Here is a 21,989-nt window from a genome sequence, read left to right as displayed (position 1 = left end):
ATGAAAAGTGTTACTCTTTTAGGTGCAACCGGTTCAATTGGTACATCAACCCTGGACATTATCAGAAGACACAGAAATGAATATAAACTTCATGGTATTGTCGCCAATTCATCTGTTGATAAGACCATTGAAATCATTAAGGAATTCAAGCCTCAGCGTGTTGCTTTAGCAGATCCTATTGCATGTAGAAAATTACATGAGGAACTGAAAAAACAGAATCTGTATGTTGATGTTCTTGAAGGTCCTGCTGGCTGTGAGGAACTATCTGGTGACGGCGCTTCAGAGATTGTTGTTGCCGCTATTGTTGGTGCTGCAGGATTAAAGCCAATTCTATCTGCTGTAAAAACAGGCTGTATTGTTGCTCTTGCAAACAAAGAATCACTTGTAATGTCAGGAAAGATTTTCTTTAACGAAGCCAAGAAATACGGCGCTAAGATTCTTCCTGTAGACAGTGAGCACAGTGCTATTTTCCAGTGTCTTCCTTATGAGCTTCAGACCAATCTTGGATTCTGTGATCTTAAAAAGGCAAATGTATCAAAGATTCTTCTGACCGGATCTGGCGGACCTTTCAGAGATACTCCTTTAGCTGAGTTACCTGCCGTAACTCCTAAGCAGGCAGTTGCTCACCCTGTATGGTCAATGGGCCCTAAGATTTCTGTTGATTCAGCAACAATGATGAATAAAGGTCTTGAGTTTATTGAGGCCCGTTACCTGTTTAATGCAACTGATGATGATATCAAGGTTGTTATTCATCCTCAGTCTGTAATTCATTCAATGGTTGCATACACTGATGGCGCTGTTATGGCTCAGATGGGCCTGCCGGATATGAGAACCCCGATTGCTGTAGCAATGGGCTTCCCTGAGAGAATCGAATCTGGTGTAGCACCTCTTGATTTTGAGAAGTTAGGTGAGCTTACATTCAGAGCCCCTGACTATGAAAGATATCCTTGTCTGAAGCTTGCAATGCAGGCAAGTGTGAGCGGACAGGGCGCAACCACTGCACTTAATGCCGCCAACGAGATTGCTGTTGATGCATTCTTAAAGGAGAAAATCAGATATACCGATATCGCGGTAGTTGTTGAGAAGGTTTTAAATACCTTTGGTTCTCCAGAGCTTCACAGTGTAGATGAGGTTTTATCTGCCGACTCCCAGTCAAGAGATATTGCAAGAGAAGCTGTAAAGGAGCTTGCTAATGGTTAACTTTTTAGGTGGTATCTTCTATTTCCTGCTTGCTTTGGGAATTCTGGTTACCATCCATGAGTTGGGACATTTTTTAGCAGCACGTGCCTGTAAGGTAAAGGTTCTGCGTTTCTCTCTGGGTTTTGGTCCGATTATCTACAAAAGAACCGGTAAAGACGGCTGTGAGTATGCTGTAAGTTCTATTCCTCTGGGCGGATATGTCAAGATGGAAGGAGAGAATGCTCCTGTAGACGCTGAGGCTAAGGCAAGTCTGTCTCCAGATTCATTTAAGGCAAAGCCTGTCTGGCAGAGAGCAATTATTATCTTTGCAGGTCCTTTTTTCAACATAGCACTGGCTGTAATTCTGTTTACTATTGTAAACATGTCAGGAATTTCCGAACGCTATGCTGTAGTCGGTGATGTAACTCCAATGTCTATTGCCGAGGAAAACGGTTTTAAGACCTTTGATCGAATTGAGTCTGTTGAAGGAAAGAAGATTGAGACCTGGTCAGATTTTGTATATACACTTGTTGAGTATACTGGTTCTGACAAGATTCTGGATGTTGTGGTAAAGACAGATATGGGTAAAGGTTCAGCAAGAACTCTGCCTCTATCTCTAAAGGACTTTACTCTGAACAGAAACGAATCTCCACTTGATGTTCTCGGCCTTAAGATCTGCTACGGAAATATAACAAATACCCTCGGAGCTGTTGTAAAAAATTCTCCAGCTGATAAAGCCGGCCTTAAAGTTGGTGATAAAATTGTTCTGATTGACGGTCAGGAAATTGATTCATGGTTCCGTATTCAGGAAAAAATTGTGGAATCAAACTGCAGACCAATGGAGCTTGTAGTTGAGCGCGATGGTAAAAAATACAGTGCGATCGTCATCCCAGAATTAAAAAATAACTCAAGAGCTAAAATTTCCAAGCCTTTTGTTGGCATAGCAGCGAAAGTCGAACCTCTTGAAGGTCTAAACCGCATGGTATCATATGGACCTATAGAGGCATTTGGAAAAGCACTTAATGATGCTGTCAGCATGTCAAAGCTGGTTGTCGTATCTGCCTACAAGCTGATTAACGGCAGCATCTCAGCTGACAATATCTCCGGCCCTATTGCAATTGCAAAAGGAGCTCAGGAAAGCGCTCAGTTTGGCCTGATTATCTTTATAAGTTTTTTGGCTGCTATTAGTGTAAACTTAGGTATCCTCAATTTAATTCCGATACCGGTTTTGGATGGTGGTCAGCTGTTATTTTTAGCCTATGAGGCAATTATGCACAAAGAGCCTAGTGCAAAAACACAGGCCTTTCTGACTTCTATAGGCGCAGCGGTCCTACTGACCCTGACAGTATTTGCAGTCTTTAATGACATAAAAGGTTTATAAATTTTCTAAACAAACAATGGTTTTAAGATGAGATCTCACTTTTCAATAAATATAGCAAGCCTAAGTCTTGCAGTAGCTTCAGTACTCGGTATGTCCACCGCAGCTTATGCAGCTGGTGATCCTGTTATCAGCGATATTCAGATCAGAGGTCTGAATCGTGTGACCAAGGGTGCGGTATTACTTGCTCTTCCAGTCAAGGAAGGCGATGTCATGTCAAGAGAGAATACATCTCTTGCTATGCAGAGACTGTACGCAACTGGTGAATTCGACGAAGTTAAGCTTTCACGTGACGGCAATACATTTATTGTTACAGTTCAGGAAAGACCAACCGTAGGTGCTATTGATTTCTCTGGTAACGTTAATATCAAGAAAGAGGATTTGGAGAAGGTTATCAATGATCAGGGCATTCGCGTAGGCGATCCTCTGAATAACCAGGCTCTGAACACTATTGAAAAGTCTTTAGAGGATTTCTATCACTCATCAGGTATGTATCAGGCTTCTGTGAAGGCTGTTATTACCAATCTTCCTCGTAACCGTGCAGACATCAAGATTGAGATCATCGAAGGTAAGGCTGCAGAGATTCAGCAGATTAACATTGTGGGTAATAATTCATTCCCAGAGGATGTTCTGCTGGCTCAGATGGAACTTCGTGATGATGTACCTTGGTGGAACTTCATGGCAAACACCAAGTATAACGGCCAGAAGTTCAGAGCTGATCTTGAGTCATTAAAGTCATTCTATATGGACAGAGGTTATGTTAACTTCAAGATTGATTCAACCTCAGTAGAACTTACTCCAGATAAGAAGGGTATCTATCTGACCATTGCTATCAACGAGGGTGAGCAGTATAAGATTTCAGGAACCTCAGTAAGAGGCGATACCTTAAAGTATGGTGAAGAGCTGAATCAGGCTGTAACCATTGAAAAGGGTGAGATTTACAATCAGCGCAGAATTACCGAGAACGAGAAGACTCTTGCAGCTATTCTTGGAAAGTACGGATATGCAAACTCTGAGGTTAAGAGCTTCCCTGTATTCAATGACAAGGAGAAGACAGTTGAGCTTCAGTTCAATGTAATGCCAGGTAAGCGTGTTCATGTTTCTCAGGTATTCATCAGCGGTAACGATACCACTGACGATACTGTTATCAGACGTGAGCTTCGTCAGATGGACGGTTCATGGCTGTCATCTGAGGCTATTGATGTTTCAAAGACCCGTCTGAACAGAACAGGTTATTTCGAGACAGCAGAAATTACAACAGAGAAGGTTGGCGGTTCTGATGATACCGTTAACGTAAATACCAAGGTTACTGAGAGACCTACAGGTGCTATCTCAGGCGGTATCGGTTTTGGTACTGACTCTGGTCTGACCATTCAGGCAGGTATTTCTCAGAGCAACCTGTTTGGCTGGGGTACTCAGGGTGCTGTTAACGCATATCAGAATGATTACCGCAAGCACATGGAAGTATCATACACAGATCCATACTTCACTGTTGATAATGTAAGCCTGGGCGGAAAGTTATTCCTGGATAACTACTACGGTGCTGATGATGCTGATGTTATCGACTATACCAACAAGACCATCGGTGCTGTTGCTTACTTAGGTTATCCTCTTTCAGAGACACTGTCTGTAAACTACAGCCTTGGTGCTGAGCGTAACCGAATCAAGAACAACGGTCTTCGTTTCCAGCAGGGCGACGTATTCTTTAACATGTACGGAAAGAACGGCGAATCTGCAGTTGATTTCATCAACTACAAGGCAGGTGTTGATCTGACCCGTAATACACTGAATCAGAAGGTATTCCCAACAGACGGTTCTAAACAGGTTCTGTCTTTAATGATTACCACACCAAATTCAGATGTTCATTACTACAAGGCAACAGCTGAAACCTATAATTACTTCCCACTCAATGAGTACAATGATTATATCTTTGCCATGAGAGGTCGTGCAGGTTACGGTAATGGTTACAGAGATAAGAATGGTCAGAAGGAGATTATGCCATTCTTCGATAATTTCTCATTAGGTGGTTCAGAGTGGTTAAGAGGCTTCAAGCGTAATTCCGTAGGCCCAAGAGCAATTTACTGGAACAAGAAGACAGGCTCATGGTATGAGTCAAGCAATTCAATTGGTGGTAATGCTTTCTGGGCAGCTTCTGCTGAGATTATCTTCCCAACTCCACTGGTTGCTGAAGCATATAAGAACAGTATCAGAACCTCTATCTTCTTTGATGCAGGTTCTCTATGGGATTCTCGTTCAGGAATCTACTCATATGACTATTCATCACCAAGCAAGTACAGAACATCAGCTGGTATTTCTCTAGTATGGATGTCACCACTTGGACCTCTGTCATTCAATATTGCAAAGCCAATCAAGAAGTATGACGGAGACGATACACAACAGTTTAATTTCAATATTGGTAGCACCTTCTAAATTAAGGAGATATAAACAATGTTAAAAAAATTAGCTATCGCTACTGCACTAACATTTGCATTAACTCAGGTTTCATTTGCAGAAGATAAGGCTCCAGCTGCAGCTCCTCACAACGTTTCTATCGCTGTAGTAAATGTTCCTCTAATCATGTCAGAGCTTCCTCAGGCTAAGGTTGAAGCTGAGAAGTTACAGAAAGAGTTTGGCCCAAGAAAGGCTGAATTAGATAAGATTCAGGAGCAGGGTGTAAAGCTAGAGCAGGAATTAAAGACTGCTAAAGATTCAAAAGCTACTGAAATTCACCGTAAGCTGGCTTCACTTAAGTCAGAATTTGACCTAAAGGCTCAGGCTCTTCAGGAAGATTCTCAGAAGAAGCAGAGAGAGGCAGAGGTTCAGTTAGGCCGTATTGTTCAGGAAGCAATTGACCGTATCGCTAAAGAGCGTGGAATTGATTTAGTTGTTCGTGGCGAGACTGTTGTTTACGCTACAGACGCTGTAAATATTTCAAAAGAAGTTATTGAGCGCGCTTCAAAGTTAAAGCCAGTAAAGAAATAGTATTTGCATAAATAGGGTTCCTAATGTTATTAAAAGATATCGCTGATAAGATTGGCGCACAGCTGGTTGGAGATGGCAACATCGACATCAAGGCTGTTGCTAACCTTAAGACAGCAAAAGAAAATGAAATCAGTTTCCTGTCAGATCCTAAATACAAGGCTGTTCTGTCAGAGAGCAATGCTGGTGCTGTTATCTTAAAGCAGGCAGATGTAGAACATGCCAAGGGAGCAGCTCTTGTTTTGGATGATCCATATGTTGGATTTGCTAAGGTTGCTCAGCTATTGGATTCTACTCCTGCAGTTAGCGAAGGTGTTCATCCTTCAGCTGTAGTAGACGAGACTGCAGTGTTAGGCCAGAATGTTGCATTAGGCCCTGGTGTGCATGTACAGAAAGGCGCTGTTATCGGTAACAATGTTCAGCTTGGCGCAAATGTTGTTATCGGCCCAAATGCAAAGATTGGCGATAACACCAAGATTTATCCTAATGTAAGTGTTTATCATGACTGTCAGATCGGTTCTGACTGTCTGATTCAGTCAGGTGCCGTTATTGGCTCTGATGGCTTTGGTTATGCTAATCAGCGTGGCGAGTGGATTAAGATCCCTCAGACCGGTAGAGTAATTATTGGAAACCGCGTTGAAATCGGTGCCTGCACCTGTATCGATAGAGGTGCTATTGATGATACCGTTATTGCCGATAATGTAATTATCGACAATCTGTGTCAGATTGCCCATAACGATAAGATTGGCTATGGAACCGCAATTGCTGGTCAGACTACCATTGCCGGTTCTGTTACAATTGGTAAATACTGTATTATTGGCGGTACTTCAATTATCAACGGTCACATCGATATTTGTGATGGTGTAACCCTAACTGGCAATACCGTTGTTATGAGAACCATTGAAAAACCTGGTGTATACTCATCCTCTATTCCATGTGTTACAAACAAGGAATGGCGTCTGAATACATCAAGATATATGCATATCAATGATATGTACCATAGAATCTTAGCTCTTGAGACTAAATTAAAAGCCTTAACTGAACAAGAAGAAAAATAAATAATTTTATTGGGGGAAAAAGTGACTGATATCGTTGAAAGTGCACACACCTTAAATGTTGAAGAAATCATGAATCTGTTACCTCACAGATATCCATTTCTGATGGTTGACAAGGTTATTGATTATTCAATTGACGGTGAGAGAAAAACTCTAAAGGCTGTAAAGAATGTATCATTTAACGAGCCATTCTTTCAGGGCCACTTCCCTGGCAAGCCAATTCTTCCAGGCGTTCTAATCCTAGAAGCAATGGCTCAGGCAACTGGTATTCTTGCATTCACCATGGTTGGTAAGCCAAAAGATGGTGAATTATATTACTTTGCTGCAATTGACAATGCACGTTTCAAGCGCCCAGTAGTACCTGGTGATCAGCTGATTCTTGATGTTGAGTACTTCAAGGAGAGACGTGGTATTGCATCATTCAGCGGTGTTGCAACTGTTGATGGTAAGGTGGTTTGTACTGCAGACCTTATGTGCGCAAGACACTAATTTTTACTAGGGTGTATTACATTGACTGAATCAACTGGAATTATTGATCCAAGTGCTAAAATTGGTCCAGATGTAGTTTTAGGTAAGAATGTAACTATCCGCGAAAATGTAATCATCGAAGGCAATGTAACTATTGGCGATGATTGTATTTTTGAACCTTTTTCAATTATCAGGGGACCTACCACAATTGGAAAGGGAAATCATTTTTACCAGTTCTGCTCCATCGGTGAAGCCTGTCAGGATCTTAAGTATGCTGGTGAACCAACAACTCTGACCATTGGTGATAACAACGTGATCAGAGAGCATGTTTCTATGCATAGAGGTACTGTTCAGGGATTAGGCACTACTACTGTTGGATCAAACAACCTTTTCATGATCAATACTCATATTGCTCATGACTGTGTTATTGGAAATAACTGTATTTTCTCAAATAACGCCACATTGGCTGGTCATGTAGTTATTGATGACTGGGTTGTATTCGGTGGTCTTGCTGCTATTCACCAGTTCGGAAGAGTTGGCTGTCATGCAATGGTTGGCGGTATGGCTGCGCTTAACATGGATGTTCCTCCTTATGTTATGGCTGCAGGTCACTATGCAAAACCATTTGGCATCAATAAACGCGGACTTCAGAGAAGAGGTTTCTCTGATGAGGCAATTTCAGCAATCTTCAAGTCATACATGTTACTGTACAAGAAGCATTTAACTATTGAAGATGCTATTGTTGAAATCGAAAAGATTGCAGCTGACTTTGAAGAAGTAAAACCTCTTGTAGACTTCCTTAAGGAACATGGTAGAGGAATCGTTCGCTAATGCCAGTAAGTGAGAATCCACATCTATATGCACTGTTAGCCGGAGAAAGCTCCGGCGATACTCTTGGTGCTGGTCTAATGATGGCAATCAAGCGTCGTGATCCTGAGGCCCAGTTTATCGGTATTGGTGGTCCTAAGATGATTCATCAGGGACTGGTTTCATCTGTAAAGATGGATGAACTTTCGGTAATGGGCTTTTTTGAGGTTCTGGCCAGACTGCCTAGGATCCTAAGCATCAGAAAACAGATCATCAAGATTCTGCTCAAGGCTAAGCCTTGTATCTTTGTTGGCATTGATCTGCCTGATTTCAATCTGCATGTTGAGATGAAACTGAAACAGGCTGGTATTCCTACTGTTCATTACGTAAGCCCATCAGTATGGGCCTGGCGTGAGAATCGTGTAGAGAAGATCAGAAAGGCCTGCGATGAGATTCTTGCTCTACTTCCTTTTGAAAAAACATGGTATGCACAGAGAAATATGGCCTGTACCTACGTGGGTCATACACTTGCTAATACCATTCCTCTTCAGATTGATCCTAACGTCTGTCGCGAGAGAATCTGTCTGCAGAAAACCAGTGTTGAGCCTGTAAAGGGCAAAATTATGGCTATTCTTCCAGGATCACGCAAGGGCATGATTTCAAGAATGTTGCCAATTTACGCTCACACTGCAAGAATTATTAAGAAGAAGCTTCCTGATACCGTATTTATCTGTACTGTGCCAAACTATACTCTTGCAAGCATGGTAAAGGATATATGGCTTGAGGTGGCTCCGGATTTATCTATTACCGTTTATGTTGGTAATACTCAGGATACAATCGCTTCTGCTGATGCAGTACTGCTTACCTGCGGAACCATTGCACTTGAGACAATGCTTTTAAAGACACCTTTTACCGTTGCATACAAGGTAAGCTCTTTATCAGCAATGATTGCCAAAAAGCTTCTGAAGATCGATGTATTTTCTCTTCCTAACCTGATTGCAGGTCGTAAGGTTGTTAAAGAGTATATTCAGGATGACTGCACTCCACAGGCTCTTGCTGAGGAGATGTATAAGCTTCTTGAGTATGACAATATCCTTATGAAAAAGGAGTTTGAGAATATTCATATGGCAATGCGCTGCAATTCAGATGAACTTGCATGCGATGCTGTATTCAAGATCATAAAACGTGCATATACTTCCTCTCCAAAGATTGAGAGTGTTGCATCTATGCAGAATCCTCAATATTCAGATCCTAATATTGCGGTTAATCCAAACTCAGATGATTTATCATCTGACAAATCTGAATAAACAAGTTCCTTTCTAATGGCAAAAATTGTATTAGAACCTTTTGTATATCCTGTTGATCCTGCAGTCTTCAAAGTCTGCGGGGTTGATGAGGCTGGTCGTGGTCCTCTGATGGGAAATGTTGTGGCAGCATGTGTTGTGCTTGACCCGAATAATCCTATTGAAGGACTGAATGATTCCAAACAGCTTTCTGAGAAAAAAAGAGATGCCCTAGAGCCTCTTATTAAGGAGAGGGCTTTAGCCTACGGTATCGGACAGTGTACTCCTCAGGAAATCGATACCATGAATATTTTAAACGCCTCTCTTGAAGCTATGAGAAGAGCTTATGAGAATATGGCTTTAAAGTGCGATCTTATGTTGGTAGATGGCAATAAAGTGCCTCGCAACATGGGAATTGATACTCAGGCTGTGGTGAAGGGGGATGCCAGAGTTGCTGAAATCGCCGCGGCATCTATTCTTGCCAAGGTTGAGCGCGACAGACAGATGTATGAGCTTGATAAAAAATACCCTGAGTACCTGTTTGCCAAACACAAGGGCTATCCTACAAAGGCTCATCTTGAACTTCTGCAGAGACTGCCTTTACTGGATTGTTACAGAAAAAGTTACGGGCCGATTAAAAAATTACTAATGGCTAATAGTGACTTAAACGATTTTTCGTTAGATTGATCTATATCATATTTTGAGCAAATCGATTTTTGCAGTATAATTAAAAATCAGTCTAACTGAATAGTACCCATGAGGCTAAATTCACTGTGATGAACATTAATTATTTAGAATTTGAGCAGCCAATTGCTGATCTATTAGCACATATTGAAGAACTTAAGCGCTTAAGCTCAGATTCAAGCTCAAGTGTTGATTTAACCACTGAATTAAATCAGCTGGAGAAGAAGAATCTAGAATTAACAAAGAAGATTTTCTCTTCTTTATCTGACTGGCAGATTTCTCAGCTGTCACGTCATCCAATGCGTCCATATACCATGGATTACATTGACAGAATTTTTACTGATTATCATGAGCTGGCAGGTGACCGTGCCTTTGCTGATGACAAGGCTATTATTGGTGGTCTTGCACGTCTGAATGGTCAGCCTGTAATGGTGATTGGTCACCAGAAGGGTCGTGATATTAAGGAACGTACTCTGCGCAACTTCGGTATGCCTCGTCCAGAAGGCTATCGTAAGGCAATGAGACTTATGAAGCTTGCAGAGAAGTTCAATATTCCTGTAATTACGTTTATTGATACTCCAGGTGCTTATCCTGGTGTTGGTGCTGAGGAACGTTCTCAGGCTGGTGCAATTGCCGAAAGCTTAAAGCTGATGTCTGATCTGAAGGTACCTGTAATCTGTACCGTTATCGGTGAAGGTGGTTCAGGCGGTGCTCTTGCAATCGGTGTAGGTGACAGAGTTAACATGCTTCAGTATTCAACCTACTCAGTTATCTCTCCTGAGGGCTGTGCTTCTATTCTATGGAAGTCTGCAGATAAGGCTTCATTAGCTGCTGAGGCAATGAACATCACTGCACACAGAATTAAGGACTTAGGTTTAATTGATAACGTTGTACTTGAGCCTTTAGGTGGCGCTCACCGTAACTACGATGAAGTTGCAGAAAACCTGAAGCAGCGTATTGAAGCTGATATTGCAGATCTGCAGAATCTACCTGCAGAGAGCCTTCTAGAACAGCGTTATGCTCGTTTAATGAAGTACGGATATTGTTAAAAGATAAAGCCGAGCAGGTTCTAACTGAACTTGCTCAAAAAATCATTTCATCAATCGGTCCATCCAAGCTGGTCGTAGGACTATCTGGCGGGGCCGATTCTACTTTAGTTCTTCTGATTGCCAAACGTGTAACTGAGCTTGATCCAAGATACAGTGTTCTTGCGGTTCATTGTATTCATGGTCTTGATGCGGATGATCCCATCTGGTTTAACCACTGTCATAAGCTCTGCGAAACAGTTGGTGTTGAAATCAGAACTCCTAAGCTCAATATTGTCTACGGCAATGGTCGCTCTCCTGAAGAGGTATCCAGGGCTGAACGTTATAATGCTCTTCTGAATAACCTGGATGAGCGTAGTGCGCTTTTGCTTGGACATCAGGCTGATGATCAGATAGAAAGCTTTCTTCTGGCACTAAAGAGAGGTTCTGGCCCTTATGGATTATCTGGAATGAGATATATCGTTAAGGATGACAGAGGAACTCTGATTCGACCTCTTTTAGAGCTTCACAAGAGTGAGATTATTGAGATTATAGAGGCTCTTGGGTATACCCATGTCTTTGATATTTCCAATACCTACATGAAATTCGAAAGAAATTTCATTCGTCTTAAGGTATTACCTCTTCTGCGTGAAAGATTTCCCGGAATAGACAAGTCCATAATGAGAAGCTCAAAGCTCTGTGCCAATGAGCATGAACTTGCCATGCGCTATGCAAGAGATGTTTATTCAAAGGCATTTGATAAAGACAGATTACGCCTTGATATCTCAAAGCTTGACGTGGATGATGAACCTCTGATGATGAGTGTTCTAAGACTGTTTCTGTATGAAAAGCTTGTGATGACACCTGAGTATTCATCTGTACAGGATGCTTTGAATCTGTGCAGAATCTCTCCTGATCAGAATACAGTAATTCCTCTTGAGGATGGATATGAGGTCAGACGCTTTAAGAATTATCTTTACATAGTAAAGCCAGGCATCTGCAATGCCAAAGGACAGTATGAGCTTGAGGCCGGTAAGAGTCTGAGGATTGATGACTTCATTTATTCTCTGGAACCATGCGAAGATGGTTTCTCCTGTGATCGGGTGCTTCTGGATTTTGATTTCTCTGGATCCTTAAGACTTCATCCCCAGAAACGTGTTCACAGCAGAGAAGTAAAAAAACTCTTCACTGAATATAACGTTCCTGCATGGGAGAGAAATACGGTCTGTCTTGTAAAAAAACAAGGTTCAGACAGAGTATTGGCCTTTGGAGATCTATTCATTACCAAGGATGCTTTTGAGGAGAACTGCGGTATTCAGAAGTATAAGCTGAAAATCAGCCGCACATAAAAAAAAAGACCCAACGTAATAACGCTGGGCTTTAGGAAATATATTATGAAAAAGTCATCAGCTATTGCCATAAAAACATCTAACTGATATTACTTAGAGCGGTCGTTTTAATAAAAGTTCAAAAAAAATTCAAAAATTTTTAAATTATTTTTATCTTGATGATTTTTAAGAATAAAATCTTATAAAAATCCTTCCATTCTGTTCTTCCCAAAAAATTAATATCTACCATTCATCACAAAGCTATATTGATTTATTTATTCAGGTTCAGATTTCTTTCCATAATTAGATATGAGAAAAAGCAGGTGAACCTTTATGAATAGTTTTAAAAGCATTCTTGCTCTGATATTTCTGTTACTCTCCAGTTCTGTCTATGCCAAAGAGGAGATAAAGGCTTTCTTTTATACGACGAATTCAGTTTTCATGGAGCACGTGAAGACAACTCTATCTAAAATGGCTAAACAGCGTAACTATTCAATCAGTATTTTTGACGGAGAGGCAGATCCCCAAAAACAGTATGATCAGCTCAGAAATCATATTTCCATAGGAGATCTGGTTGTAATAAGTGTCTCTGAAGAGGAATACCTTGAAAAAATGCTGAAGACTGCACGTGAGCATGATGCCAGAGTCGTTCTGTTTGGCGCCTCTCCTTCTGCAAATATTGCTAAATACTATGATAAAGCCTGGTATGTTGGATTTGAAATATTCGATTCCGCCCGTAAGCAGTTCAGTATAATCAGTAAATACCTGACCAGATTTCCTCGTTATGATAAGAATGCCAATGGATTTTTGGATGTGGTTTTTCTTCAGGGAAGAGAGAACGAATTCTCAACTCATGTTAGAACGCAGGTAATTTTAGAGAACTTTGAAAAATACGGAATCAAGGTAAATCCTCTTTCCTACAATTATGACGACTACAGCTATTCTCTTGCTTATGAAGATTTTAACGAACAGCTTAGAAAACATGGTATAGAGAATATTGAAATGGTTATTTCCAATAATGATTCCATGGCTCTTGGCGCAATTAAGGCTTTAAACGAAAGAAAATACAACCGTCCCTATTCTTTCTTTAATGGTCATCGGCATGTACCTGTCTTTGGAGTGGATGGTATTACTGATGCTTTAAGAAGTGTCGATGACGGCATGATGACAGGAACTGTCATTGCTGATTATACGGCTCTGTCTAGAGTTATTATGATGATATTTGAGAATGCTCATTCTGAAGATTTTCAGAAAATTGTATGGTTTAAGACTGACGAGCGAACTATTTTTATTCCCTATAGAGAATTTTCGAAAATTAAAGTTTATAATGCACACTCACACAAGAGATAGCATTTATATGAGTTTTATATGAGAAGAGTATTTCAGCTTTTACTGAGCATTCTTTTAATTTTTCAGATTCAATGTGTTATTGCATCTGATGATCTTTATTCCTTTTATTATAGTGGCGAATCTGAATTTATTAACAGATTCAATGCTTCTCTAAAATCATATGCCAAGGCCAAGGATATTGACCTTGAGATGTTTGATGCTAAAAACAATTCATCTGCACAGTTAAGTCAGATTTACTCAAGTGTGTCTTCAAAGGATCCTCTTATCATCAATCTTGTAGATACTGAACAGGCATCTGAAATCATTTATCACGCAAAGTCATATCGTAACCGTATTGTTTTCTTTAACCGTAAGCCTTCAGATGATGTCTTTAAGAAATATGATCGTGTCTGGTATGTAGGAACGAATTCTGCTGCTGCCGGCAAATATCAGGCTGAACTGATTTCTGATTATATTGAGTTAACCAAGAATGTTGACAGAAACAGGAATGGTGTCCTTGATATCATTATTCTTCAGGGAGAGAAGGATCATGGTGATACCACTGGTCGGTCCAGTGAAATTTTAAAGCAGCTTTCCGACAAGAAAGTGAAATACAAGGTTCTCTCTCAGAACTTCGATGACTGGGATACTCAGACAGCCTTTAATGATGTTAAGACTCTGGCATCAAAGGTCGGACTTAAGAATATTGATATGATTATTGCCAATAATGATGCTATGGCAGTTGGCGCAGTTGATTTTCTTAATACTCAGGGATATAACCTGGGGACTGATTCTAAGGACAAGACTAAATATATCCCTGTATTTGGTGTTGACGGAATTCCCGAGGCAATAGAGTATATTAGACAGGAAAAGATGACAGGTACTGTGTTCGCAGATTTTTCTGCTTTAGCTAAGGCTTCTGTTGATATAGCTCTTGACGATTCCCTGGATGATGAAGTGCTTACCCGCAAGATATGGTACAAGATTACCGATAGAAAGGTTTTAATTCCATTCGTAAAGTATTCTAGTTTTAAGAGTTACTTTAAAAAGTATCGTTAGTCTTTGTTTGTGAAGAGTTGCTGGTAAGGCTTTGAAAGGAACTACAAAAACCTTAATTTAAAAGGTTTTGTAGTTTGAATCGTTGGGGATTTATATTTTTTGAAAGCTTATTAAACTTCTTCCATTACGCTTTTGATTAAACCTAATGGGCTCTTATTCTTATAAGAAATCTCGTGAAGCTTGCTTGAATTCTTAGCACTTACGAACTGAACCATCTGATTCTCAGTATCCAGCTTAATTTCAATCTGTGAGCTTGTTGCGATGCTGAAAATTTTGTTTAAAGGTGCCAGCATCTGCTTAATATCATTCATTTGGTCTAATTTAACACTATCCATAAACTGTGACATTCTATCATCCTGTGTATTCATTTTTTTCTGCTTACTTATTTTAGTATTATGATTTTACTTAGATTCAGCATAATCGGGGAAAATGTGTTTTCTGGTTTTTATGTCAAATCTGATTTTTGCAAGCATTATACCAAAATATTTTGATTCTGATCACATTACCGCTTTGTATAATAAATTAATTAATGTATCTGTATGAATAATAAAGATAAAAAGATCAAATAATTAACTATCAGATTTCCTGACAATTTTTGCTAAATCGTCATCATTTGTAAACAATATATGAATATCTTTATATTATGTATTGCTATTCTTTTACTTGAAAATAAGAAAATTTATTACATTTTGAAAAAATATAGAAAATAACGTGCCCTCTGTATAAAAAAGAAAATTATCCAAACATTTTTGTTTGATTTTCTACGATCCTTAACATAACCTTAAAACTGTTACGACAACGAAAAAACGAATATAAGGAGTCAATTTATTATGGCTGATTTTACTTTACCACCTCTCCCATATGAGAAAACTGCATTAGAAGGATTTCTCTCCGAGCAGACTTTGACCTTCCATCATGACAAGCATTTAAATGCATATGTAGATACTTCAAACAAGTTAAAGAAAGGAACCTCATTTGAAGATGAGAGTATTGAGAACATTATCAGAAAAGCTCAGCCTGGTCCTCTTTTCAACAATGTTGCTCAGGTCTTCAATCATACCTTCTATTTTAAATGCCTGTGTGCAGAGACTAAGAAACCATCTGCAAAACTAATGGAAATGATCGAGAAGAGCTTTGAATCTTATGAAACTTTCATTGATATGTTCAAATCCTCTGCTGTAGGTAATTTCGGATCCGGCTGGACATGGTTATGTGTTAACAATGGCGCATTGGAAATTTTAAACACTTCTAATGCTGCAAATCCTCTGACTATGGGGAAGACACCTATTCTATGTGTGGATGTATGGGAGCATGCATATTATCTTGATTATCAGAACAGAAGAGCTGATTATCTGAAGGATTTTGTAAACCACATTGACTGGGACTTCGTTGAGTCAAATCTGCCTTAGCTTACAGCCTGATACATAAAAAAATACCCAGTGAATTCTATATCACTGGGTTTATGTATTCGGGACATAAAAATGAAGAAAGCTGAAGAAATACTTTCTCCAAGTACTATTTTAGATTGTCTTGCCCTCAAAAAGTTCATAATTTGTAAAAAAAACACAAAGTTTTTGCTAACATCTTGAAAAACAAGAATATTATTTTTTACTGTCTAGTTTAATATTGAATAATAAAATAAATACTTGCAATATAAATAAAAATGAGTTAGCATACACTAACACGAGTTACCTAATACTAATGAAGGTTAGTATGGCAAGCAAATGACTCGTTTGCATGTGTTCTAAATAAGGTGGTACATAACCTTTATAGCGGTTTTGAGCAAATCTCAGGACCGCATTTTTTTTGTGCTGTCCAAAAATCAATTTCACTTAAAATCTCTGAAGCAAAAAAAATCGCCCGAAGGCGATTTGACTGCTAACCACGAGGAACACATTTTAATTAGGAGGCTTTCTGAATATTTCCGTCCTGATCATTTGTGTTATTAGAACTCTTTAGTACTTCCTTAAAGGCATTGTCCAGATCCTCAATGATATCATCTATGTTCTCAGTACCGATTGATAGTCTGATAGTGCTCTGGTAAATACCCTGATCTGCAAGTTCACTGTCTGAAAGCTGTGAATGAGTTGTTGTTGCAGGATGAATAACCAGACTCTTAACATCAGCAACGTTGGCAAGAAGAGAGAAGATCTTAAGTGAATCGATAAATTTATGGGCTTCTTTCTGTCCTCCCTTGATATCGAAGGTAAAGATAGAGGCGCCACCGTTAGGGAAATATCTCTTATACAGCTCGTGCTGAGGATGATCCTCTAATGAAGGATGATTTACCTTCTTAACCTGAGGATGGTTCTTCAGATACTCAATAACTCTGGTGGTATTCTGGGCATGACGCTCAATACGCAGTGACAGAGTCTCTACACCCTGAAGCAGCAGGAATGCGTTGAAAGGAGAGATGGCTGCACCTGTATCTCGTAGAAGAATTGCTCTTAGATATACTGCAAAGGCTGCTGGACCAACTGCCTCAACAAATGAGATACCGTGATAGCTAGGGTTGCTTTCTGCAATATGAGGGAATTTACCGCTTGCGGCCCAGTTAAATTTACCTGAGTCTACAACAATTCCTCCAAGGGTGGTACCATGACCGCCAATGAACTTGGTGGCAGAGTGAACAACAATATCAGCGCCATGCTCAATTGGGCGTAACAGGAATGGAGTTGCAAAGGTGTTATCTACAACCAGCGGAATTCTGTTTTTGTGTGCCAGTTCTGACAAAGCATCAATATCAGGAATGTCAGAGTTTGGATTGCCAAGAGTCTCAATGTAGATTGCGCGGGTGTTTTCTTTAATAGCAGCTTCTACTTCTTTTAGGTTATGAATGTCTACGAAGGTAGTTGTGATTCCATAAAGAGGAAGAGTATGAGCCAGAAGGTTATATGAACCACCGTAGACTGATTTCTGGGCTACAATGTGGCCACCGTTGGCACCAAGAGCCTGAATTACGTAAGAGATTGATGCTGCACCTGAAGCTACTGCCAGTGCTGCAACACCTCCTTCCAAAGCAGCAAGTCTTTTCTCTAATACATCCTGAGTTGAATTTGTCAGTCGGCCGTAAATATTGCCTGCATCTCTAAGACCGAATCTGTCTGCAGCATGCTGTGAGTTGTGAAAAACGTAAGATGTTGTCTGGTAGATAGGTACTGCTCTTGAATCGGTTGCCTTGTCTGCTTCTTCCTGACCAACGTGTAACTGTAGAGTTTCGAATTTATATGCCATTTTATTTGCCTCTTAATGTGAATATATATAAATAAAATTGATAACTGGTTATTGATAAAATTTAATAATATTCACATTCGACAGTTAAAAAATAAAAACTTATGCATAACTTATTCTCCTTGCTCTTATGTCTAATCATCTTGTGTAAGTAAATAATAGAATTATTATTCTTCTATATCAATAAGTTAGTAATAATATATTTTTATGCGCTGTTATAATTAATAACTATAAGGTGCTTGTATTTTTGTAATCTAATAAATGAAGATATTTGTGTCCTGCTGTTGCTTTTTCTTATTTTTTTCTCCTGTAACAGCCTGTTTCCTCGCAGGATTAAAAGAAAAATCCAAGCTAAGCTCCATTTGTGCGTGTATTAACTTTCTTAAAAAGGAGAGATCCGATAAAATTAGCGTGTATTTTTGAGCTGTTTGTTCCTAAATCAGAAACCAAGAGAACTATTACAAAAACATTTTTCGGATAATCATGAAATATATTTCTATAAAACAGGCTGCAGTTAAATTTGGTATATCAGAGGAACAGACTCGGGAACTCTGTGAACAGGGCAAATTCAGAAACGCCCAGCTGGTGGATGATTTCTGGATTATTCCTGAAAGTGCCAGGCTTCCTCAGAAGAAAACCAGAAAGAAAGCTCATGATTTACGTAATTATCTGACTCTTCCTCAGGCCTGTGCTGAATTATCCGTATCGGTTGCAACCGGCTATAACTGGATTAAGCTTAGCAAGCTGGTTCCTGACCGTATTGAAAACAAAAAGAATTACTTTACAAAAAGCTATATCAGCAAGCTTAAGAAAGAAATCAAATCAGGCAAGAATCTGTCCTTAAAGAGCCGTCGTAACAAGAAGTTCATCAGTGGCTCCTATATCTATAACTCATATGTGTCAAAGGACAGTACCTCAATCGAAATCATCAGCAGACTCCTGGAGAATGTTGATTCTCATAAGATTGATATTGATACTGAGCATCTTCGCATGATTATGTCGGAGACTGCTCTGTCTCTGATTGTGAAGAGACTTGAACTTGATTACAGACCACCTTATCTACCTGCGTTTTTTGAAGGCAGATTAAAGCTTGGCTGTTATGAGAAGCTTATATCTGATCTTATTGGTAAAGGCTCAAAGGTTAAAAAGCTTGTAGAAAAGTACAGCTATCTTCTGGATTTGAATTTTGACTATCAGGAATCAGAGGATACCCTTGGACTTGTTTACATTTCCTGCAGAAACATTGAGAACAGAAAAGCAACAGGTACTTATTACACTCCATCCAAGGTTGTAGATAAGATTGTAAAGATTGTTCTATCCTCAGATTCATATCATCCGGGGGACAATCTTCTGGACCCATGCTGCGGAACCGGTAATTTTCTTTTAAAGCTTCCTTTCGAGGTTAAGGTTGAGAATATCTTCGGTAACGATATCGACGATATCGCTGTAACTCTGACCAGAATCAATCTTGCTCTGAAATACAAGCTTGATAACACTGATATTCTTTATAAGAACATAACCAACAGTGATTTTCTGACTGAATTTTCTAATCCAAGAATTACACATATTCTTGGTAATCCACCATGGGGTTATTCTTATACCAGTGAGGAAAAGAATGTCCTCAAGAATCTGTTTTCATCAGCCAAAGGCTCAACTATCGAATCTTATGATGTGTTTTTAGAGAAATCCATTATGCACTCTAAGAACGGAGGCACTATTACCTTCGTTATGCCTGAGGCTATCCTGAATGTAAAGACTCATTATCCGGTACGTGAGAAGCTTATTGAGAATACCTCAATTCTGTCATTAAACTATCTTGGAAATGCCTTTGACAAGGTCCAGTGTCCCTGCATCATTATGCAGCTTAAGAAGACTTCAAAGCCTATTTCCTGCATCAATATGAAGGTGACAGACGGTCAGCGCGAGTTTGTTATCAGAAAGGAAAGATATGTGGATTCACAGTATCTGAATTTCAAGACTGATGACAATGAGGAGCAGATTCTCTCAAAGATCTTCTCTTTGAATAACATCCGCTTCCTTAAGGATAATGCTCTGTTTGCTCTTGGTATTGTTACCGGTAATAACAATCTGTACATATCCAGCAGAAAGTCAGCCAATAACGAGGTTATTTTAAAGGGAGCTGATGTTTTCAAGTATCGAATTGATGCTCCAAAGCGTTTTATAACCTTTAATCCCGAGCATTTCCAGCAGGTTGCACCTGAATCAATGTACAGAGCAAAAGAGAAGCTTATCTACAGATTCATCAGCAATCATCTTGTATTTGCCTATGATGATAAGCAGACTCTGTCCTTAAACAGCAGCAATATTGTCATACCTCAGATTGAAGGACTGAGCATCAAGTATATTCTGAGCATTTTAAATTCATCAATCGCCCAGTTTATCTACGATAAGAGATTTAATTCAGTTAAGGTTCTGCGTGCCCATATTGAGAGTATACCTATCCCAATGATCTCCTATGAGGAGCAGAAACCTTTTATTAACCTTGTTGAAGAGATTATGGCATGCAAGGATAAGACTAAGGTAGAGACTCTTTATAGAAATCTCGACGCGATTATCTTCAGTCTGTTTAATCTTGATGAAAGTCAGAAGGCTCTGATTCTGGATGCCTGTGATATGACAAAGTTTCTATAGATCTAATCTGCTGTAGAGAGCTACAGCAGACATTCAATCAGCATTACTCTATGGAGGTGTTGTCTTCTGTCAGGGTAATGCTTTCTGTTCTGCTCTCGTTATTGCGCAGAATTTCAAAAGATAGTTTTCTTCCTGGTTTTGACTGTGAAATCAGATCGATAAGCTGACGGACATCCTCAATCTCAACCCCGTCGACCTTTTTGATGATATCGCCGATTCTTAAAATGCCAAATGCGGGTCCCTGAGGATCAATAAAGCCAACTGTTACACCTGAAGACTGTTCAAGTGAGCTGACCTCAGCATCTGAGATTCCCAAATATCCTCTTTCAACCTTTCCATGGGCGAGAATTTCATCAACAACCTTGGTAACCATTGAGGTAGGAACTGAAAAGCCGATACCGTAGGTATTCTCGGAGTTGAATGACGCGGTATTGATACCTATTAAAAGTCCCTGAGAATTGATTAAGGCGCCACCTGAATTTCCCTGGTTGATTGGCGCATCGGTCTGAATAAGCTCCTGCACACCCTGACGGATGTTCATCTGATCTTTGGTTAGAAGACCTGAGCCTGAGCGCGATAGGGCAGAGATAATTCCATGAGTTACAGTCTGTCCAAGGTTATTTGGGTTACCTATTGCAAGAACGATATCTCCAACCTTAGGATCTTTTTTGACCTTGTTGATAGGTGGCAGATCACTGGTTTCAACCTTCAGTACTGCAAGATCGGTTCTTCTGTCAGTGCCGACAACAAAGGCCTTGAAGATCTTGCCGTCACGTGTCTGAGCCCAGATTCCGTTATCAGGTTCATTGCCGGCTGTAACTACGTGATAGTTTGTTACAATAATTCCGTTCTTGTAGTAAACCACACCTGATGCAGAGGTGATGATATTGTTTGTGTCTGGTTTGGTGTAATCGTCGTTAAGCTGTGCCACGTATATATTTAGTACGGATGGTGCCGCTTTTCCCACTGCATATGAATAGCTGTCTACAGATACTCCGCTGGAGTAAATGAGATCACCGATCTTTTTTCCGGTGGAAGGATGAATAATCAGAACCACAGAACCTATGATAAGACCTGTAATTACAGGGATTAGAAAAGGTAACAGTTTCTTATTGATTTTCATAATAAAGCTCCTCAAATATGCATGAGGGAGTGAGTAATTGATCTTGGGATTACTATTTAATTTTAGAGGATTTTTTTGCGCTAGTAGAATATTATCAAAAAAAATCTGAGAAATATTAAATAACTCTAGTTTCCCACATGGAAATTTAAAACAAAACTAGATTCACTCTAGGTTTGATGCTCTTTAAAAACTTGTATTGATTTATTTTTGGGAAGAGGTGTAATTATAAGCAAAAAAAAGCTTATATATCTGATAGATACCGATGAAAAGGTGTGTTTAATATGTTATAATTTTATCTGCTAAAACAAAAAGTTAACATAAAAAAACACACCATGAATATGATACCTAAAAATACCTCTTCTAGCAATTTTACTGATACATTTTCTTCTCTTTTTTCTGTTCTTGGTCT

The 21,989-nt window shown here is 39.5% G+C and carries 18 protein-coding genes; 15 read left to right on the top strand and 3 right to left on the bottom strand.

Annotated elements, in window-relative coordinates; translation table 11 throughout:
* The 13 genes from ispC to B5D46_RS07735 all read left to right on the top strand — a co-directional run bounded on the left by ispC (position 1) and on the right by B5D46_RS07735 (position 14,574).
* Positions 1–1,200, top strand: a complete 1,200-nt coding sequence (gene ispC / locus B5D46_RS07795) for a 1-deoxy-D-xylulose-5-phosphate reductoisomerase (RefSeq protein WP_078928979.1) — start codon at positions 1–3, stop codon at positions 1,198–1,200.
* Positions 1,193–2,560, top strand: coding sequence for an RIP metalloprotease RseP (rseP, locus tag B5D46_RS07790; RefSeq protein ID WP_078928978.1), 1,368 nt, complete (start codon positions 1,193–1,195; stop codon positions 2,558–2,560). Before ispC ends, rseP begins: the two co-directional genes overlap by 8 nt.
* 27 nt (positions 2,561–2,587) lie before the next feature.
* Positions 2,588–4,987 carry an outer membrane protein assembly factor BamA gene (gene bamA, locus B5D46_RS07785; RefSeq protein WP_078928977.1) on the top strand — a complete coding sequence of 800 codons (2,400 nt, stop codon included), beginning with the start codon at positions 2,588–2,590 and terminating at the stop codon, positions 4,985–4,987.
* Between the two features lie 18 nt (positions 4,988–5,005).
* Positions 5,006–5,539, top strand: coding sequence for an OmpH/Skp family outer membrane protein (locus B5D46_RS07780; protein WP_031491347.1), 534 nt, complete (start codon positions 5,006–5,008; stop codon positions 5,537–5,539).
* 23 nt (positions 5,540–5,562) lie between these two features.
* Positions 5,563–6,594 (top strand): UDP-3-O-(3-hydroxymyristoyl)glucosamine N-acyltransferase, encoded by a 1,032-nt coding sequence (lpxD, locus tag B5D46_RS07775; RefSeq protein WP_078928976.1) that lies wholly within the window; start codon positions 5,563–5,565, stop codon positions 6,592–6,594.
* 30 nt (positions 6,595–6,624) lie between these two features.
* Positions 6,625–7,080, top strand: a complete 456-nt coding sequence (gene fabZ / locus B5D46_RS07770) for a 3-hydroxyacyl-ACP dehydratase FabZ (protein ID WP_031491345.1) — start codon at positions 6,625–6,627, stop codon at positions 7,078–7,080.
* Between the two features lie 21 nt (positions 7,081–7,101).
* A complete protein-coding gene (gene lpxA / locus B5D46_RS07765; protein WP_031491344.1) occupies positions 7,102–7,890 on the top strand; it encodes an acyl-ACP--UDP-N-acetylglucosamine O-acyltransferase in 789 nt (262 codons plus the stop codon).
* A complete protein-coding gene (gene lpxB / locus B5D46_RS07760) occupies positions 7,890–9,173 on the top strand; it encodes a lipid-A-disaccharide synthase (protein ID WP_078928975.1) in 1,284 nt (427 codons plus the stop codon). Before lpxA ends, lpxB begins: the two co-directional genes overlap by 1 nt.
* 15 nt (positions 9,174–9,188) lie before the next feature.
* Positions 9,189–9,836 (top strand): ribonuclease HII, encoded by a 648-nt coding sequence (gene rnhB, locus B5D46_RS07755; protein WP_078928974.1) that lies wholly within the window; start codon positions 9,189–9,191, stop codon positions 9,834–9,836.
* An 89-nt stretch (positions 9,837–9,925) separates the two neighbouring features.
* Positions 9,926–10,882, top strand: a complete 957-nt coding sequence (gene accA, locus B5D46_RS07750; protein ID WP_031491341.1) for an acetyl-CoA carboxylase carboxyl transferase subunit alpha — start codon at positions 9,926–9,928, stop codon at positions 10,880–10,882.
* On the top strand, positions 10,876–12,207 hold the full coding sequence (gene tilS, locus B5D46_RS07745) for a tRNA lysidine(34) synthetase TilS (protein ID WP_078928973.1): 1,332 nt from the start codon (positions 10,876–10,878) through the stop codon (positions 12,205–12,207). The genes accA and tilS overlap by 7 nt, the downstream gene beginning before the upstream one ends.
* A gap of 312 nt (positions 12,208–12,519) precedes the next feature.
* Complete coding sequence (locus B5D46_RS07740; RefSeq protein ID WP_078928972.1) at positions 12,520–13,536, top strand: galactose ABC transporter substrate-binding protein; 1,017 nt, start codon at positions 12,520–12,522, stop codon at positions 13,534–13,536.
* 18 nt (positions 13,537–13,554) lie between these two features.
* A complete protein-coding gene (locus B5D46_RS07735) occupies positions 13,555–14,574 on the top strand; it encodes a galactose ABC transporter substrate-binding protein (protein ID WP_078928971.1) in 1,020 nt (339 codons plus the stop codon).
* Positions 14,575–14,684: 110 nt separating this feature from the next.
* Here the strand turns inward: B5D46_RS07735 and B5D46_RS07730 are convergent, their stop codons facing one another.
* Complete coding sequence (locus B5D46_RS07730; protein WP_143675635.1) at positions 14,685–14,942, bottom strand: hypothetical protein; 258 nt, start codon at positions 14,940–14,942, stop codon at positions 14,685–14,687.
* Between the two features lie 462 nt (positions 14,943–15,404).
* Between B5D46_RS07730 and B5D46_RS07725 the strand changes: the two genes are divergently transcribed.
* Positions 15,405–15,983 (top strand): superoxide dismutase, encoded by a 579-nt coding sequence (locus B5D46_RS07725; RefSeq protein ID WP_078928970.1) that lies wholly within the window; start codon positions 15,405–15,407, stop codon positions 15,981–15,983.
* A 493-nt stretch (positions 15,984–16,476) separates the two neighbouring features.
* Here B5D46_RS07725 and B5D46_RS07720 read toward each other — a convergent pair whose 3' ends face one another.
* On the bottom strand, positions 16,477–17,808 hold the full coding sequence (locus B5D46_RS07720; RefSeq protein ID WP_078928969.1) for an O-acetylhomoserine aminocarboxypropyltransferase/cysteine synthase family protein: 1,332 nt from the start codon (positions 17,806–17,808) through the stop codon (positions 16,477–16,479).
* Between the two features lie 480 nt (positions 17,809–18,288).
* Between B5D46_RS07720 and B5D46_RS07715 the strand changes: the two genes are divergently transcribed.
* Complete coding sequence (locus B5D46_RS07715; RefSeq protein ID WP_078928968.1) at positions 18,289–20,457, top strand: TaqI-like C-terminal specificity domain-containing protein; 2,169 nt, start codon at positions 18,289–18,291, stop codon at positions 20,455–20,457.
* Positions 20,458–20,500: 43 nt separating this feature from the next.
* Here B5D46_RS07715 and B5D46_RS07710 read toward each other — a convergent pair whose 3' ends face one another.
* Positions 20,501–21,580 carry a S1C family serine protease gene (locus B5D46_RS07710; RefSeq protein ID WP_051639253.1) on the bottom strand — a complete coding sequence of 360 codons (1,080 nt, stop codon included), beginning with the start codon at positions 21,578–21,580 and terminating at the stop codon, positions 20,501–20,503.
* Positions 21,581–21,989 lie beyond the last annotated feature (409 nt).

This window comes from Succinivibrio dextrinosolvens DSM 3072 (genome assembly GCF_900167015.1).
GTDB classification, from domain to species: Bacteria; Pseudomonadota; Gammaproteobacteria; order Enterobacterales; family Succinivibrionaceae; genus Succinivibrio; species Succinivibrio dextrinosolvens.
Note: the sequence above shows the minus strand (reverse complement) of the source record. Positions and strands in the feature narration are given on the sequence as shown.

Bases quoted from the DNA above. Each gene is read 5' to 3' on its own strand.
- ispC (WP_078928979.1), top strand. From the start codon at position 1: ATGAAAAGTGTTACTCTTTTAGGTGCAACCGGTTCAATTGGTACATCA.
- rseP (WP_078928978.1), top strand. From the start codon at position 1,193: ATGGTTAACTTTTTAGGTGGTATCTTCTATTTCCTGCTTGCTTTGGGA.
- bamA (WP_078928977.1), top strand. From the start codon at position 2,588: ATGAGATCTCACTTTTCAATAAATATAGCAAGCCTAAGTCTTGCAGTA.
- B5D46_RS07780 (WP_031491347.1), top strand. From the start codon at position 5,006: ATGTTAAAAAAATTAGCTATCGCTACTGCACTAACATTTGCATTAACT.
- lpxD (WP_078928976.1), top strand. From the start codon at position 5,563: ATGTTATTAAAAGATATCGCTGATAAGATTGGCGCACAGCTGGTTGGA.
- lpxB (WP_078928975.1), top strand. From the start codon at position 7,890: ATGCCAGTAAGTGAGAATCCACATCTATATGCACTGTTAGCCGGAGAA.
- rnhB (WP_078928974.1), top strand. From the start codon at position 9,189: ATGGCAAAAATTGTATTAGAACCTTTTGTATATCCTGTTGATCCTGCA.
- accA (WP_031491341.1), top strand. From the start codon at position 9,926: ATGAACATTAATTATTTAGAATTTGAGCAGCCAATTGCTGATCTATTA.
- B5D46_RS07740 (WP_078928972.1), top strand. From the start codon at position 12,520: ATGAATAGTTTTAAAAGCATTCTTGCTCTGATATTTCTGTTACTCTCC.
- B5D46_RS07735 (WP_078928971.1), top strand. From the start codon at position 13,555: ATGAGAAGAGTATTTCAGCTTTTACTGAGCATTCTTTTAATTTTTCAG.
- B5D46_RS07730 (WP_143675635.1), bottom strand. From the start codon at position 14,942: ATGAATACACAGGATGATAGAATGTCACAGTTTATGGATAGTGTTAAA.
- B5D46_RS07725 (WP_078928970.1), top strand. From the start codon at position 15,405: ATGGCTGATTTTACTTTACCACCTCTCCCATATGAGAAAACTGCATTA.
- B5D46_RS07720 (WP_078928969.1), bottom strand. From the start codon at position 17,808: ATGGCATATAAATTCGAAACTCTACAGTTACACGTTGGTCAGGAAGAA.
- B5D46_RS07715 (WP_078928968.1), top strand. From the start codon at position 18,289: ATGAAATATATTTCTATAAAACAGGCTGCAGTTAAATTTGGTATATCA.
- B5D46_RS07710 (WP_051639253.1), bottom strand. From the start codon at position 21,580: ATGAAAATCAATAAGAAACTGTTACCTTTTCTAATCCCTGTAATTACA.